Below are 13,389 nucleotides of genomic sequence, written 5' to 3'. Positions count from 1 at the left end.
TCGGATCAAATGCAGGAACTGTCGAAGGCTGCGGTGTTCGTTTCCAGCGTGTTTCATTTGCCGCTGGTAATTTCTCCTGCCGAGTCCTGGTCAAAGAACTCCGGGATCGGATAGTTGAAGCTGTTGAGCCAACGCTGCATGGCCATCTCACGTTCGGCGGCCGAGGCGGTTTGCAGGTGGGTGGACGCCGCCACGCCGCGAATCTGCAGTTGCATCCAGCTCTCGGTGCCTTGCTGAGCGGCCGAGGAGGGGCCTGGCTCAATGGCCCAGGCGGCGGTGGACAGGCCCACCATGCACACGATCATCAATTGTTTGGTCATCATTTCTTGAACTCCTCGTAACGCTCTACTTGACCGCGCCGGTTGAAGCATCGACAACTTCGGTCAGGCGGTTGGCGGGTGACGTCACTGCCTGAGGGGCCGAGCCCCTGATTTTTTCCGCACGGGCCTGGGCATCTGCCACTTGCCGGGGACTGAGCTTGGCCATGTTGGCGAGCTCGGCAGCCTGCTTCCAGTTGTCCTGGTAAATCAGCAGGGTCACCATGTTGATCGCGGCCAGCGTGTCGGACTGCTGGAGCTCCATGGCGGTCATGAACTCGAAGCGGGCTTCTGAAATGCGCCGCTGGTTGAGGTAGACCACCCCCAGGTCATTGCGGATCTTGCCCTCGGTCGGGGCCATTTTCGCGGCGCGTTCGAGGTATTGTGTCGCGGCCGCATTGTCCTGTTTGGCCGCCGCCAGCTGACCCAGGCCATGTTCACCGTCAGCGGCCAGGCACGTCCCCTGCAGGCTTTTATACAGCGGTTCGGCCTCGTTGCGGCCCATCAGCCGCAGCACCCGAGCCTTGCGCAGGCGGACCTGGACCAAGTCTTCGGGCAAGCGTTCGAGGTTTGCCAGGCTGGCGTATAGACGGCCCTCGTTGGCCATGTCTTCCGCCATGTTCAGGGCCAACTCCTGGTCGGCCCCGGGCTTGGCACAATCGGCCGAGCGTGAAGCCACCACACCGTTGCTGGCGCAGCCGGCAAGCATCAAGGCCGCCGTTAAAGCGATCACTGTTTTCATGGAATACCCCTTGGCGAGCCGTTGGACATCGAACGCCTTGCACATCAGGCGCCGGCTCATTGGGAAAGCCCGCTGCGGTTGTCAAACTCGCCACTTTCAAGGAAGTACATGCGATAGAAGTTCGGGTCGTAATTGCGCAATTGCTCGCCGGGCAAGCTCGGCAGTTGCGCGTTGGCTGCCAAGGGTTGGACCAGGTGTGGGGTGACGATCATCAGCAGTTCGCGTTCTTCGCGGTTGATGGAATTGTCACGAAAGAACGCGCCGAGAATCGGCACGTCGCCCAGCCCTGGAAACTTGTTCACCTGGGAGCTGTTACGGGTGCTGATCAGGCCGCTGATGACAAAACTTTCGCCATCGGCCAGGGCGATGCTGGTATCGGTGCGGCGTACCGTGAGGGCGGGTACCAATGTCCCGGCGATGTTCACGGCGTTGGTGAAGTCCAGCTCACTGACCTCCGGCGCCACCTTCAAGACGATGCGATTCTTGCCGATGACGGTGGGGGTCAGGGTCAGGCGGATGCCGAACTCCTTGTACTCGATGGACACGTTGTCGCTGCCGGCACTGGGCACCGGGATCGGCACTTCGCCGCCGGCCAGGAAACTCGCACTCTGCCCGCTGAGGGCCACCAGGCTGGGCCGCGCCAGTGTGTAGGCGAAACCGCTGCCTTCCAGGGCGTTGATCATCAACAGGGTCTTACCGGTGGCGAACGACAGGTTGAACATGTCGTTATTGACCGGCAATGAAGGCCGGACCACACCGCCGATGGTGGGCAAGGTCCTTGGCGAACCGAACAGGAAATTGCCGCGGGTGCCGAAAATCGAGGTCGAGGCTTCCTTGAGCTTGGTCCGGCTGACTTCCACGAAACGGATGTCGGTCTGTACCTGGGCGAGCAGCATCGGGTCTTCGGAAGGCATGCTCGCAGCGCTCGTCAGCGCCTCAGTGGCCCGGCCTCTGACAAAGACCATGCTCTGGCGCGGTATTTTCGAACAGTCGGTCCAGACCATCAGGCTGGTGGCGCCGGGCGCCAGGCCCGTGAGAATGAAGGCATCGCTGCCACTGGGTTGCACATCGGCGATTTTCGGGTCGCCGACGGCCAGTTTCGTCACGGGGGCAAGGATGCGCAGTTCGCTCTGGAGCCCTTGGCCAACCTCGAAGGTCGCCGGCAAGCTGTCCAGTTGCGAACAGTTTGCCGTTGCGGCCTGAGCCGCCTCCAGGCCAAGACTCATCCAGAACAGGCCGTGAATGAAATGTTTTAAAACGGGTGCGGTGCGCTGGGTCATGAAGTGATCCTCGATGGAGAGGCCTTCCCTAGGCTTGCCTGATGCCTCGGATCACTTAAGAGGCCCGGGCTGCCCCTTTTCATCTCGCCAGCTTATTTAGTCAATGCCGGCGTCAGACCTCGTCGCTACCAGCAACGGGCGCATTACACCGGCCCGACTGAACGACAGGCAGCTTGCGAACAACCTTTCTGAGCCCCGGGATCTCCGGGATTGTCGAGGGCAGTGACGGTATCGATCAGGGCGTTTGAGGCACTTTTTACCGACCCCGTCCTCGCTTGTGTTTGACGGTAGTTCAAGCATGGCAAAGCGCCACGCCTCGGGACAAAAAAATGACTAAAAGCTGACGGGTGGGAAAGGCAGACAAAATTCGCGTCAATAATCTGTCTTTTCTTGCGGTTTTCGGTTGACGTATTCACATGGAAAGGATCAGCCGGCCGGCAAACAGAATCAGTACGACTCCCATGGTCCGCTCGAACCAATGGCCCATGCGCAGGAATACCTCCCGCACCTTTGCGCTGGAAAAAAACAGCGCCACGACGACGAACCACAGTGCGTTCACCAAGCACATCCAGACCCCATACAATGCCTGGATTTGCAGCGGCGTCGTCGCGCTGATCAACGTGGTGAAAATCGCCAGGAAGAACAGCGTGGCCTTGGGGTTGGTGGCGTTGGTCAGGAAGCCGGTGACAAAAGCTTTAAAGGGCGTTTGTCGGGCGATGGCCTGTTCGTTGTCCTGCTGGTTTTCAAGGGAGGACTTGGGTTGGCTGCGCAGCAGGCTGATGCCCAAGTAGATAATGTATGCTCCGCCCACGATCTTGGCCGCCGTCAGCAACCACGCGGTGGTATGCATCAGCGCACCGACGCCGAGCAAGGTGTAGAGGACATGCACCGAAATGCCAGCACCTATTCCCAGTGCCGTGCAGATCCCGACCCAGCGACCGAAGCGAACGCTCTGGCGAATCGTCACGGCGAAATCCGGACCGGGCGCGACCACCGCGAGAAAGTGGAGGGTAGCCAGGGTCAGAAATTCGCCAAGGTAGTTGGATAGCATTTCAACTCCAAAAGGTCAGGGGCGAGGAATCGCCGCGATAACCGACAAAAAACGAAAGGCTCAGGCGTGGGGCGGCCACACCGGGGCTGACCGAATGCATGTATCGCGAGTTGAACATGATGAAGTCGCCGGGTTGCGGTCGTACTTCCAGGGTCGGGCGGCCGAGCAGGGCGGGGTCTATGCCGTAGCTGTCGCCGCGCATTTCATCGAACAGCTCTGGGGAGACGTGCTTATCCCATATCTGCAGTGCGCCGCCTTCGGAGGGCATGTTGAGATAGAGGTTGCAGGCGAACTGGGCTTGCAGGCTGTGGGCCTGGAAACTGTCGGGCGCGTCCTTGGCGAAAATATCGTGATGGGCCAGGAAACACACGCCGGGTTTCACTACACGAGACAGGCCTACGTACATCTTTCGGCCGTAAAGGCTTTCCAGGTGCGCCCCTGCTGGCCAGGTTTCGTCGAGCATGCAGCGCAAGGTGTCGACTGGCGAGGAATACGGTGCACAACGGTTGCGCAGCTCGACGATATTGCGACCGGCCTGGCGGAAGTAGTCTTCCATCAGTGGTGGCTGATTCTCGGCCTCATAGAAAGCCATGCCGATGCGCCCGATGCTGGGGGCGTTGATATAACCTTCGAAACCGGGGGCAAGGATCTTGTTACCAATTTCAATGGCCAATGATTCCGACAGAAAGTTTTTCAAGCGCACAGCGAGCACTTCGCCATCTATCAATTTCTTGATACACCACTGATCGAGGTGCTCAACATCAAGCATCATGAGACAGGTCCGTCTGAATAGGGGGAGGGGCTTGCGAGCAATTCCTGGCCGCAAGGCTGAATATCAGGCCACGTGGTAGTGAACTGACAACATTCCTTTCTTTTGTGAAAGCGAGGCGATGGTGACGGCTCCCAGCTCTTGCAGCCGCCTGACATGGGTGCCGCCGCAGCCATAAGCCGCCAGCTCACCGAAGCCGACTTCCCGGGTGCCTTGGCGAAGTGCGATCAGGCGCGGCAGGTCCGCGGCGATCCATACATCGATGCCCTGTTGGATGATCGATACATCCAGCTCCTCAAAGTGTTCGCCGGGCTGGAACTGTACGCGGCTTTCTCCGGGCCAGTGGTGGGCCTTGATCGGCTTCCAGCCACGGCTTTCGGCGAAATGCCCGATCAGATGCCCGGCCGAGTGCAGGCGTGAATTGAGCAACCGCCGCTGTTCATCCACGCGGATCGCGACCATGCCCGGGGCTATCGGACGGTCGACGTAATGAATGATCTGCTGCCCGTCCTGAATGACGCGCATGACCTGGCTTTCACCTATCCAGCCAGTGTCGCAAGGCTGGCCGCCGCCCTGGGGGTGGAACAGGGTGGCGCGCAGCACCACGGCATATTCATTCTCCTGGGGGCTGCATTCCAGGACTTCCACGTTGGCCTTGAGGTCATCGCTGTGGAAAAAGAGGCGAAGCGTCATGGTCCATACCCACATCCAGAAATTGTGACGGGATTATAGGTAGCGTGTAAAAGGGTGATAATCCGTTCGAATTTCAAAGGACTGTTGCGCCATGAGCACAAATCTACCGTTGCCGTTGCTTGCCGAAATGGCCATCTTCGTCAAGGTCGTGGAGACCGGCAGTTTTTCCGAAGCGGCCCGTCAATCAGGCTCATCGCCGTCGGCCATCAGCCGCAGCATTTCCCGCCTGGAGAAAGCCCTGGCGACCCGATTGTTGCAGCGCACCACCCGCAAGTTGCGTTTGAGCGATGGCGGGGAAGAGGTGTTCAAGCGCTGCCAGGAAATGGTCGCCGCCGCTCGGTCGGTGATGGAAATCAGCGGCCAGTTCACCCAGGAAGCGCAAGGACGTATCCGCGTCAGTGTGCCCAAGGCAGTGGGGCGTTTCGTGATTCATCCGCACATGCCTGAATTCTTGCGCCGTTATCCCAAGGTCGATGTGGAGCTGTTCCTGGAAGATCGACAGGTCGACTTGATCGATGATCATGTCGACCTGGCCATCCGGATTACCGATCAACCGCCGGCCGGCCTGGTGGGGCGCCAATTGCTGACCATTGACCACTTGCTCTGCGCCACGCCGCAATACCTGGCGGAACACGGTGTTCCCATGCATCCCCACGATCTGCTGGAGCACAGCTGCGTTTACCTGGGAGAAACCCCGAACGATGCGCGCTGGAAATTCAAGAAGGGCAGCAAGGCCGTCACCGTAGCCGTGCGCGGACGCTATGCGGCCAATCACACGGGCGTGCGGTTGGGGGCGGTTTTGCAGCACATCGGCATCGGTAGCCTGCCGTATTTTACCGCCCGACATGCCTTGGAACAGGGGTTGATCGTGCAGGTGCTGGCTGACTGGACGTTCCTGGCTTCCTACCACGGTGGCTTGTGGTTGCTGCATTCGCCGACCCGCTACCTGCCGCCGAAGCTGCGGGTGTTCATTGATTATCTGGTGGAGTGCCTGGCGAAGGAGCCGACCTTGAACAAAGTGGGCACAGGGAGTCGGTCCGGCAAGGTCGCGGCGCACTATGAGTTGCCGGAGAGTGATGGGTTGTTCTGACGGGCGCCATCGCGAGCAAGCTCGCTCCTACACTGGTTGCGTTGATCATAGGAGTTCATGTCCGCTACAGCCCCTGTGGGAGCGAGCTTGCTCGCGATGAGGCCCATCCAGGCAACACACTTTGCCCAGACAAAAAAAGGCCCGCAGGGTAACCGTGCGGGCCTTTTGCATGACGGGTCGTTATCAGTGCTTGCTGTCCTGGTCCGACATCGCCAGCAATTGCTTTTCCTGGTTCCAGTCGAAAGGCTCGTCGTTCTGCTCGGCTTCGAAACGACGCTCTTCCAGGGCTTGGTACAGGGCGATTTCTTCGTCGGGCATGTAGTGCAGGCAGTCACCGGCGAAGTACCAGAGCAGGTCGCGAGGCACCAGGTGGGCGATCTGTGGATAACGGACGATTACCTGGCACAGCAGGTCCTGACCCAGGTACTGGCTTTCGATCGGGTCGACGGGCAGTTGCGCGCGCAATTCGTCGAAGCGCTCCAGGAACAAGGCGTGGCTTTCTTCGGGCACCTGTTCGGCCTCACCCACGGCGACCAGGATGCTGCGCAAGTGGTCAAGCAAGATAAGGTGATCGGCAACGATGTTGGACACGAGATAAGTCCTCAAGAGCAAAACGGGCGCAGGAGTATAAAGCCCTTGCGCCCGCTTTTATAGGTGATGCACGTACCTGGTCGTCAGGTCACCGGACTTTGTCCTGCGCCAGTGTCAGCTCATCCTTATCGAAATCATCCACATCGATGACCTTGCGCCGCGCCGCCTCGGCCGCGCGCAAGGTCTGCGCTTCGCCGGCTTGCAGCACACCGGCTTCCAGCGCCGCATCGATGAGGGGTTCGCCTGGTGCGGGGTTGAGCTGGCCCTGCTTGAGCGCTCCGTGCAGTTTCTTGTGCAGCGGATGGGCGGCCGCCAGCAGATCGGCGGCGTGTTGCAGGGCGCCCACCGGGTCGTCGGTCGATTGCGGACGATAGCAACCTCGCAACAACTCTTCGAGGGTCGGGTCACCCTTGGGTCGGCCAATGACCGCGGCCACCTCGGCGTCGAGCCTGTCGCTCGGGCCTTTGTGACGACGACCGAAGGGGAACACCACCAGGCGCAACAGGCAACCCAGTACCCGGTTCGGAAAGTTGCCCAGCAGCTCATCCAGCGCGTGTTCCGCCTGGCCGAGGCTTTCCTCCATGGCCCAGTTGAACAGCGGCGCCATGTGCTCCGGCGAATCGAGGTCGTGATAACGCTTGAGCGCGGCGGACGCCAGGTACAGGTTGCTCAAGACATCGCCCAAGCGGGCCGACAGGCGTTCGCGGCGTTTGAGCTCGCCGCCCAGCAGCATCATGCTCAGGTCTGCCAGAAGGGCGAATGCCGCTGCCTGGCGGTTGAGGGCGCGAAAATAACCCTGGCTCAAGGCATTGCCGGGTGCTCTCTCGAAATGCCCCAGGCCCAAGTTGAGCACCAGGGTGCTGGCGGCGTTGCTGACTGCGAAACCGATGTGCTTGAGCAACAAGGCATCGAACTCGACCAGTGCCTGGTCCTTGTCTTCACGGGTCGCCAAGGCCATTTCCTTGAGCACGAACGGATGGCAGCGAATGGCGCCCTGGCCGAAGATCATCAGGTTGCGCGACAGAATGTTCGCGCCTTCGACCGTGATGAAGATCGGCGCACCTTGCCAACTGCGACCCAGGTAATTGTTCGGGCCCATGATGATGCCCTTGCCACCATGCACGTCCATGGCGTGGCTGATGCACTCGCGACCGCGTTCGGTCAGGTGGTACTTGAGAATGGCCGACAGCACCGAGGGTTTTTCCCCCAGGTCCACCGCGTTGGCGGTCAGCATGCGTGCCGCATCCATCATCCAGGCATTGCCGCCGATGCGCGCCATGGCTTCCTGGATGCCTTCGAATGCCGACAACGGTACGTTGAACTGCTCGCGCACCTGGGCGTACTGGCCCGTTACCAGGCTGGTGAACTTCGCTGCACCGGTGCCCACCGCCGGCAGGGAAATCGAGCGTCCGACCGACAGGCAGTTCATCAGCATCATCCAGCCCTTGCCGAGCATGGCCTGGCCACCAATCAGGAAGTCCAGCGGGATGAACACGTCCTTGCCCCAGTTCGGCCCGTTCATGAACGCGGCGCCGAGGGGCAGGTGACGGCGGCCGATGTGCACACCAGGGGTGTCGGTGGGAATCAAGGCGAGGCTGATGCCCAGGTCCTCTTCGTCACCCAGCAGGTGGTCGGGGTCATACGCCTTGAATGCCAGGCCCAAGAGGGTGGCCACCGGGCCGAGGGTGATGTAGCGCTTTTCCCAGTTCAGGCGCAGGCCGAGGGTTTCCTGGCCCTCCCATTCACCCTTGCAGATGATGCCGGTGTCGGGCATGGCTCCGGCGTCGGAGCCGGCCAGCGGCCCGGTCAGGGCGAAGCAGGGAATATCGTCGCCACGGGCCAGTCGCGGCAGGTAGTGGTCGCGTTGTTCGTCGGTGCCGTAGTGCAGCAGCAGTTCCGCCGGGCCGAGGGAGTTGGGGACCATGACGGTGGAGGCCAGGTCGCCGCTGCGGGTGGCCAGTTTCATCGCCACCTGGGAGTGGGCATAGGCGGAGAAACCCTTGCCACCATATTCCTTGGGGATGATTAGCGCGAAGAACCCGTGCTCCTTGATATGGGCCCAGGCTTCAGGTGGCAGGTCCATGGCTTGGCCGATCTGCCAGTCGCTGACCATCGCGCAGAGTGCTTCGGTGGGGCCGTCGAGGAACGCCTGCTCTTCCTCGGTCAGTCGCACCTTGGGGTAAGACAGCAACAAGTCCCAGTCCGGGCGGCCGCTGAACAGTTCGCCGTCCCACCACACCGTACCGGCATCGATGGCGTCGCGCTCGGTCTCGGACATGGGCGGCAGGGTTTTCTGGAACCAGTCGAACATCGGCGCACTGAAATATTTGCGGCGCAGGTCCGGTAGCAGCAGCGGGGCCGCGACAGCCGCGAGCGCCACCCAGAGGATCAGCAGCAGCCAGCCGGGCGCATGGCTGAAAATGCCCATGGCCAACAGGTAGACCGCGACGATACCCAGCGCGGGCAGCGGGTCGGTGCGCCGATGCGCCAGCCAGGCGATCCCGACGACCAAGACCAGTATCCACAACAACAGCATATGTAATCCTCCGTGAACCAAGGCAAAACCGACCTTCAGAGCTTAGACGGCATCTGCAAAACCGGCGGTCAGCGCGATGTGATTGATTTCGTGGGAAACCCTGGGTTCATTGCGCCAGTCTGGTTGGCAACAGCCGTGGGAAATCGTTCGTTATCAAAGTGAGAAAACGCCATTGTTTGGCCGGAATGCCGTTATCGCTGGGCTGGGGCTGTGGATAGACTCGTGTTTTCCCGGTGCCAATACACCAACCCTTGTGGTGAAGACACTTACTGTGGCGAGGGAGCTTGCTCCCGCTCGGTTGCGCAGCAACCGTAAAAGCTGGGGGCCGCTACGCATCCCAGCGGGAGCAAGCTCCCTCGCCACAAGGATCGGGTTCGGCATACCAGCGGTGATTTTCCCAAGAGGTCTTCCTTTTATGCAGCAATACCTGAACCCCAGCCGCTTCACCGACAGCGACCACCCCGCGGTCATCGACTTCGCCGAAACCCACCGCGGCGCCGATCGCGACCCGCTGGCCCAGGCGGTCAGCCTGTATTACGCCGTGCGCGAGGCGGTGCGCTACAACCCCTACACCTTCAGCCGTGACCCGGAGACCCTGCGGGGCAGTTACGCGTTGATGGCCGGCGAAAGCTATTGCGTGCCCAAGGCCACCTTGCTGGCCGGCTGTGCCCGGCATTGCGGCATCCCGGCGCGTATTGGCCTGGCGGACGTCCGTAATCACCTGTCTACGCCGCGCCTGCTGGAATTGCTCAGGAGCGACGTGTTTGCCATGCACGGTTATACCGAGCTGTACCTGAACGACCGCTGGGTCAAGGCCACGCCGGCTTTCAACCAGGGGTTGTGCGAGTTGTTCGATGTGGCCCCGCTGGAGTTCGACGGTCGCCACGACAGCGTCTTCCACCCGTTCAATCGGCAAGGGGCGAAGCTGATGGAGTACGTCACCGAGCACGGCCAGTTCGCCGATGTGCCCGAGGCCTTCTTCTTCGAACACCTGGAAAAATGCTATCCGCACCTGTTCGGCGAGCAGGTGCCGCTCTTGCTCGGCGACATGCAGGGCGATTTGAGTCGCGCCTGATCCGGCGTATGCTGCTGCGGCATTTATCCATCGAGGACGCCGTGATGCTGAAGATATGGGGCCGGAAAAATTCATCGAATGTGCGCAAGGCGTTGTGGTGCGCAGAAGAGTTGGGGCTGGCCTACGAGACCATCGATGCCGGCGGGGCATTCGGTGTGGTGGACACGCCCGAGTACCGTGCGAAAAACCCCAACGGCCGCGTGCCGATGATCGAAGACGACGGCTTCGTACTTTGGGAATCCAACACCATCGTGCGCTACCTGGCGGCGCGCCATGCGTCGGGCTCGGCCTGGTATCCGGCTGACGTGCAGGCACGGGCCCAGGCTGAGAAGTGGATGGACTGGACCACATCCAGCTTTGCCGCACCGTTTCGCACGGTGTTCTGGGGCGTCTTGCGTACCCCGGCCGAACAACAGGACTGGTCGGCCATCGATGCGGCGATCCAGGAATGTGACGACTTGCTGGCGATGGTCGAGCAGACCTTGAGCGAGCAACCTTACCTGTCGGGTGATGAAATCGGCATGGGCGACATTCCCCTGGGCAGTTTCATTTATGCCTGGTTCGAGATGCCCATCCAGCGCGCCGAGCGGCCTGGTGTGCAGGCCTGGTACGCGCGGTTGCAGGAGCGTACGGCCTACCGCAAGGCCGTCATGACCGCGTTGACTTAATACTTACTATCGACACACTTGACTGTACTTGTGCGGCGACGCCAAGCACCATTGCCTTCGTGCGCCGTGGTTGTATTGCTCGCCGCCCGCCCTTATCTATTCTTTTCTTCCCTCCCTTCTTGGTGCGTAATCCGATATGAGTTCCGCTCTGTCCATCCGGCAGTTAACCAAAACCTACGGCAACGGTTTCCAGGCCCTGAGTGGTATCGATCTGGATGTCGCCGAAGGTGATTTCTTCGCCTTGCTCGGCCCTAACGGTGCCGGCAAATCCACCACCATCGGCATTCTTTCCACCCTGGTGAACAAGACCAGCGGCACGGTGAATGTCTTTGGTCACGACCTGGATCGCGAGCCCGCCGCCCTCAAGCGTTGCATCGGCGTGGTGCCCCAGGAGTTCAATTTCAACCAGTTCGAAAAGACCTTCGACATCGTCGTGACCCAGGCCGGTTACTACGGCATCCCGCCGAAGATCGCCAACGAGCGCGCCGAGCAGTACCTGACCCAACTGGGCCTGTGGGACAAGCGTGACGTGCCGTCCCGCTCGCTGTCCGGCGGCATGAAACGTCGACTGATGATCGCCCGCGCGTTGGTGCATGAGCCGCGCCTGCTGATCCTCGACGAGCCGACCGCTGGCGTGGACATCGAGCTGCGTCGTTCGATGTGGAGCTTCCTGACCGAGCTGAACCAGAAAGGCATCACCATCATCCTCACCACCCACTACCTGGAAGAGGCTGAGCAGTTGTGCCGCAACATCGGCATCATCGACCACGGCACCATTGTCGAGAACACCAGCATGCGCCAGTTGCTCAGCCAACTGCATGTGGAGACCTTCCTGCTGGACCTGAAAGGCGACCTGGCGACCGCGCCCCAGCTCATCGGTTATCCGGCTCGCCTGGTGGACAGCCACACCCTGGAAGTGCAAGTGGACAAAGCCGCGGGCATCACAGGCTTGTTCACCCAACTGGCCCTGCAAAACATTGAAGTGCTGAGCTTGCGCAACAAAACCAATCGCCTCGAGGAGTTGTTCGTGTCCCTGGTAGAGAAAAATCTGGCGAAGGTGGCGGTATGAGCATGAGTTCCGAACTGCGCCCCAACCTCATCGCCCTCAATACCATCGTCTACCGTGAAGTCCGCCGCTTCATGCGGATCTGGCCGCAGACGCTGCTGCCGCCGGCCATCACCATGGTCCTGTACTTCGTGATCTTCGGTAACCTGATCGGCCGGCAGATCGGCGACATGGGTGGCTTCACGTACATGGACTACATCGTGCCGGGGCTGATCATGATGTCGGTGATCACCAACTCCTACGGCAACGTCGTATCGAGCTTCTTCGGCAGCAAGTTCCAGCGCTCGATCGAAGAGTTGATGGTGTCGCCGGTGTCGCCCCATACGATCCTCGTTGGCTACACCTTGGGCGGCGTGCTGCGCGGCCTGGCGGTGGGCCTGATCGTGACGCTGCTGTCGTTGTTCTTCACCGATCTGCAGGTGCATCACTTGGGGGTGACGGTCTTGGTGGTGGTGCTCACGGCCACGATCTTTTCGCTGCTGGGTTTCATCAATGCCGTGTTTGCGCGCAACTTCGATGACATCTCCATCATCCCGACGTTCGTGCTCACGCCGCTGACCTACCTGGGCGGGGTGTTCTACTCGATCTCCCTGCTGCCGCCGTTCTGGCAGACCGTGTCCCTGGCCAACCCGGTGCTGCACATGGTCAACGCCTTTCGCTACGGCATCCTCGGTGTGTCGGACATCAAGATCAGCATCGCCATCACCTTCATGCTGGTGGCGACCGTGGTGCTCTACATCGGTTGCGCGCGGTTGCTGGTCAGCGGGCGCGGGATGCGGACCTGACCCCGAACTCCCCTGTGGGAGGGCACAAGATTTGTGTTCACTAGAGATCCAGTGTGGGAGCGAGCGTGCTCGCGATGGCGGCGGTACATCCAACACCGATGCAAGCTGACCCACCGCTTTCGCGAGCAAGCTCGCTCCCACAGGGGGGCAGTCAATGCACCACAAAAAAGGCCTCCATTCCCAGGAGGCCTTTGTGCATCTCACATCCGGCTTTTCTTGCGCCGCCGCCACTGCCGCGCCACCCACCAGCGCCAATAACTCATGGTGACGAAGTAGGCCAGGGCGCCGAGCACCAGGCCGGTCACCACCGAGCCCAGCAGGAACGGTTGCCACAAGGTGGACAACTGGCCGCTGATCCATTCCCAGGTGAGTTCTTCGGGCAGCGTCCGGGCGGGTACGTCCATCAGCCAGGCGCCGGTCTGGTAGGTGCAGAAAAACACCGCCGGCATGGTGATCGGGTTGGTCAGCCACACCAGGCTCACCGCAATCGGCATATTGCCGCGCACCGTAACGGCCAGCGCCGCGGCCAGCAACATCTGCAACGGGATCGGCAGGAACGCGGCGAACAGGCCAACGGCCATCGCCCGGGCCACTGAGTGCCGATTGAGGTGCCAAAGATTGGGATCGTGCAGCAGGGTACCGAGAAAACGTAAGGACTTATGTTCCCGAATGCTTTCTGGGTCTGGCATGTAACGTTTGAATAGGCGCCGGGGCATAAGGCTTCTC

The 13,389-nt window shown here is 60.8% G+C and carries 14 protein-coding genes; 5 read left to right on the top strand and 9 right to left on the bottom strand.

What is annotated here, in order from left to right:
• Positions 1 to 53 precede the first annotated feature (53 nt).
• The 6 genes from ACIPQ1_RS20795 to ACIPQ1_RS20770 all read right to left on the bottom strand — a co-directional run bounded on the left by ACIPQ1_RS20795 (position 54) and on the right by ACIPQ1_RS20770 (position 4,852).
• Entirely contained in the window at positions 54 to 323 is a 270-nt protein-coding gene (locus ACIPQ1_RS20795; RefSeq protein WP_186707169.1) for a DUF3613 domain-containing protein, read from the bottom strand.
• Positions 324 to 345: 22 nt separating this feature from the next.
• Entirely contained in the window at positions 346 to 1,059 is a 714-nt protein-coding gene (locus ACIPQ1_RS20790; RefSeq protein WP_250962522.1) for a tetratricopeptide repeat protein, read from the bottom strand.
• Positions 1,060 to 1,115: 56 nt separating this feature from the next.
• Positions 1,116 to 2,339 (bottom strand): type II and III secretion system protein family protein, encoded by a 1,224-nt coding sequence (locus tag ACIPQ1_RS20785; protein WP_250962523.1) that lies wholly within the window; start codon positions 2,337 to 2,339, stop codon positions 1,116 to 1,118.
• Between the two features lie 412 nt (positions 2,340 to 2,751).
• Positions 2,752 to 3,390, bottom strand: a complete 639-nt coding sequence (locus tag ACIPQ1_RS20780; protein WP_250962524.1) for a LysE family translocator — start codon at positions 3,388 to 3,390, stop codon at positions 2,752 to 2,754.
• A gap of 1 nt (position 3,391) precedes the next feature.
• Positions 3,392 to 4,162 carry a 2OG-Fe(II) oxygenase gene (locus tag ACIPQ1_RS20775; protein WP_250962525.1) on the bottom strand — a complete coding sequence of 257 codons (771 nt, stop codon included), beginning with the start codon at positions 4,160 to 4,162 and terminating at the stop codon, positions 3,392 to 3,394.
• Positions 4,163 to 4,225: 63 nt separating this feature from the next.
• Complete coding sequence (locus ACIPQ1_RS20770) at positions 4,226 to 4,852, bottom strand: alanyl-tRNA editing protein (protein ID WP_250962526.1); 627 nt, start codon at positions 4,850 to 4,852, stop codon at positions 4,226 to 4,228.
• A 91-nt stretch (positions 4,853 to 4,943) separates the two neighbouring features.
• Here ACIPQ1_RS20770 and ACIPQ1_RS20765 point away from each other — a divergent pair, with 91 nt between their 5' ends.
• The gene (locus tag ACIPQ1_RS20765; protein WP_411385298.1) at positions 4,944 to 5,942 is read left to right on the top strand and encodes a LysR family transcriptional regulator; all 999 of its coding nucleotides are present in this window, start codon (positions 4,944 to 4,946) and stop codon (positions 5,940 to 5,942) included.
• Positions 5,943 to 6,125: 183 nt separating this feature from the next.
• Here the strand turns inward: ACIPQ1_RS20765 and ACIPQ1_RS20760 are convergent, their stop codons facing one another.
• A complete protein-coding gene (locus ACIPQ1_RS20760; RefSeq protein WP_186707174.1) occupies positions 6,126 to 6,533 on the bottom strand; it encodes a PA2817 family protein in 408 nt (135 codons plus the stop codon).
• Between the two features lie 88 nt (positions 6,534 to 6,621).
• Positions 6,622 to 9,069, bottom strand: coding sequence for an acyl-CoA dehydrogenase (locus ACIPQ1_RS20755; RefSeq protein ID WP_411385297.1), 2,448 nt, complete (start codon positions 9,067 to 9,069; stop codon positions 6,622 to 6,624).
• Positions 9,070 to 9,484: 415 nt separating this feature from the next.
• Between ACIPQ1_RS20755 and ACIPQ1_RS20750 the strand changes: the two genes are divergently transcribed.
• The 4 genes from ACIPQ1_RS20750 to ACIPQ1_RS20735 all read left to right on the top strand — a co-directional run bounded on the left by ACIPQ1_RS20750 (position 9,485) and on the right by ACIPQ1_RS20735 (position 12,663).
• A complete protein-coding gene (locus ACIPQ1_RS20750) occupies positions 9,485 to 10,144 on the top strand; it encodes a transglutaminase-like domain-containing protein (protein ID WP_411385296.1) in 660 nt (219 codons plus the stop codon).
• Positions 10,145 to 10,188: 44 nt separating this feature from the next.
• Positions 10,189 to 10,812, top strand: coding sequence for a glutathione S-transferase family protein (locus ACIPQ1_RS20745; protein ID WP_446534716.1), 624 nt, complete (start codon positions 10,189 to 10,191; stop codon positions 10,810 to 10,812).
• A 136-nt stretch (positions 10,813 to 10,948) separates the two neighbouring features.
• A complete protein-coding gene (locus ACIPQ1_RS20740; protein WP_186707178.1) occupies positions 10,949 to 11,881 on the top strand; it encodes an ABC transporter ATP-binding protein in 933 nt (310 codons plus the stop codon).
• Between the two features lie 2 nt (positions 11,882 to 11,883).
• Positions 11,884 to 12,663, top strand: coding sequence for an ABC transporter permease (locus tag ACIPQ1_RS20735; protein WP_411387542.1), 780 nt, complete (start codon positions 11,884 to 11,886; stop codon positions 12,661 to 12,663).
• Between the two features lie 200 nt (positions 12,664 to 12,863).
• Here ACIPQ1_RS20735 and ACIPQ1_RS20730 read toward each other — a convergent pair whose 3' ends face one another.
• Complete coding sequence (locus ACIPQ1_RS20730) at positions 12,864 to 13,379, bottom strand: DUF2062 domain-containing protein (protein WP_046063671.1); 516 nt, start codon at positions 13,377 to 13,379, stop codon at positions 12,864 to 12,866.
• Between the last annotated feature and the right edge of the window lie 10 nt (positions 13,380 to 13,389).

It is taken from the genome of Pseudomonas sp. LARHCG127 (genome assembly GCF_052871455.1).
This window is presented reverse-complemented; position numbering and strand designations above follow the sequence as displayed.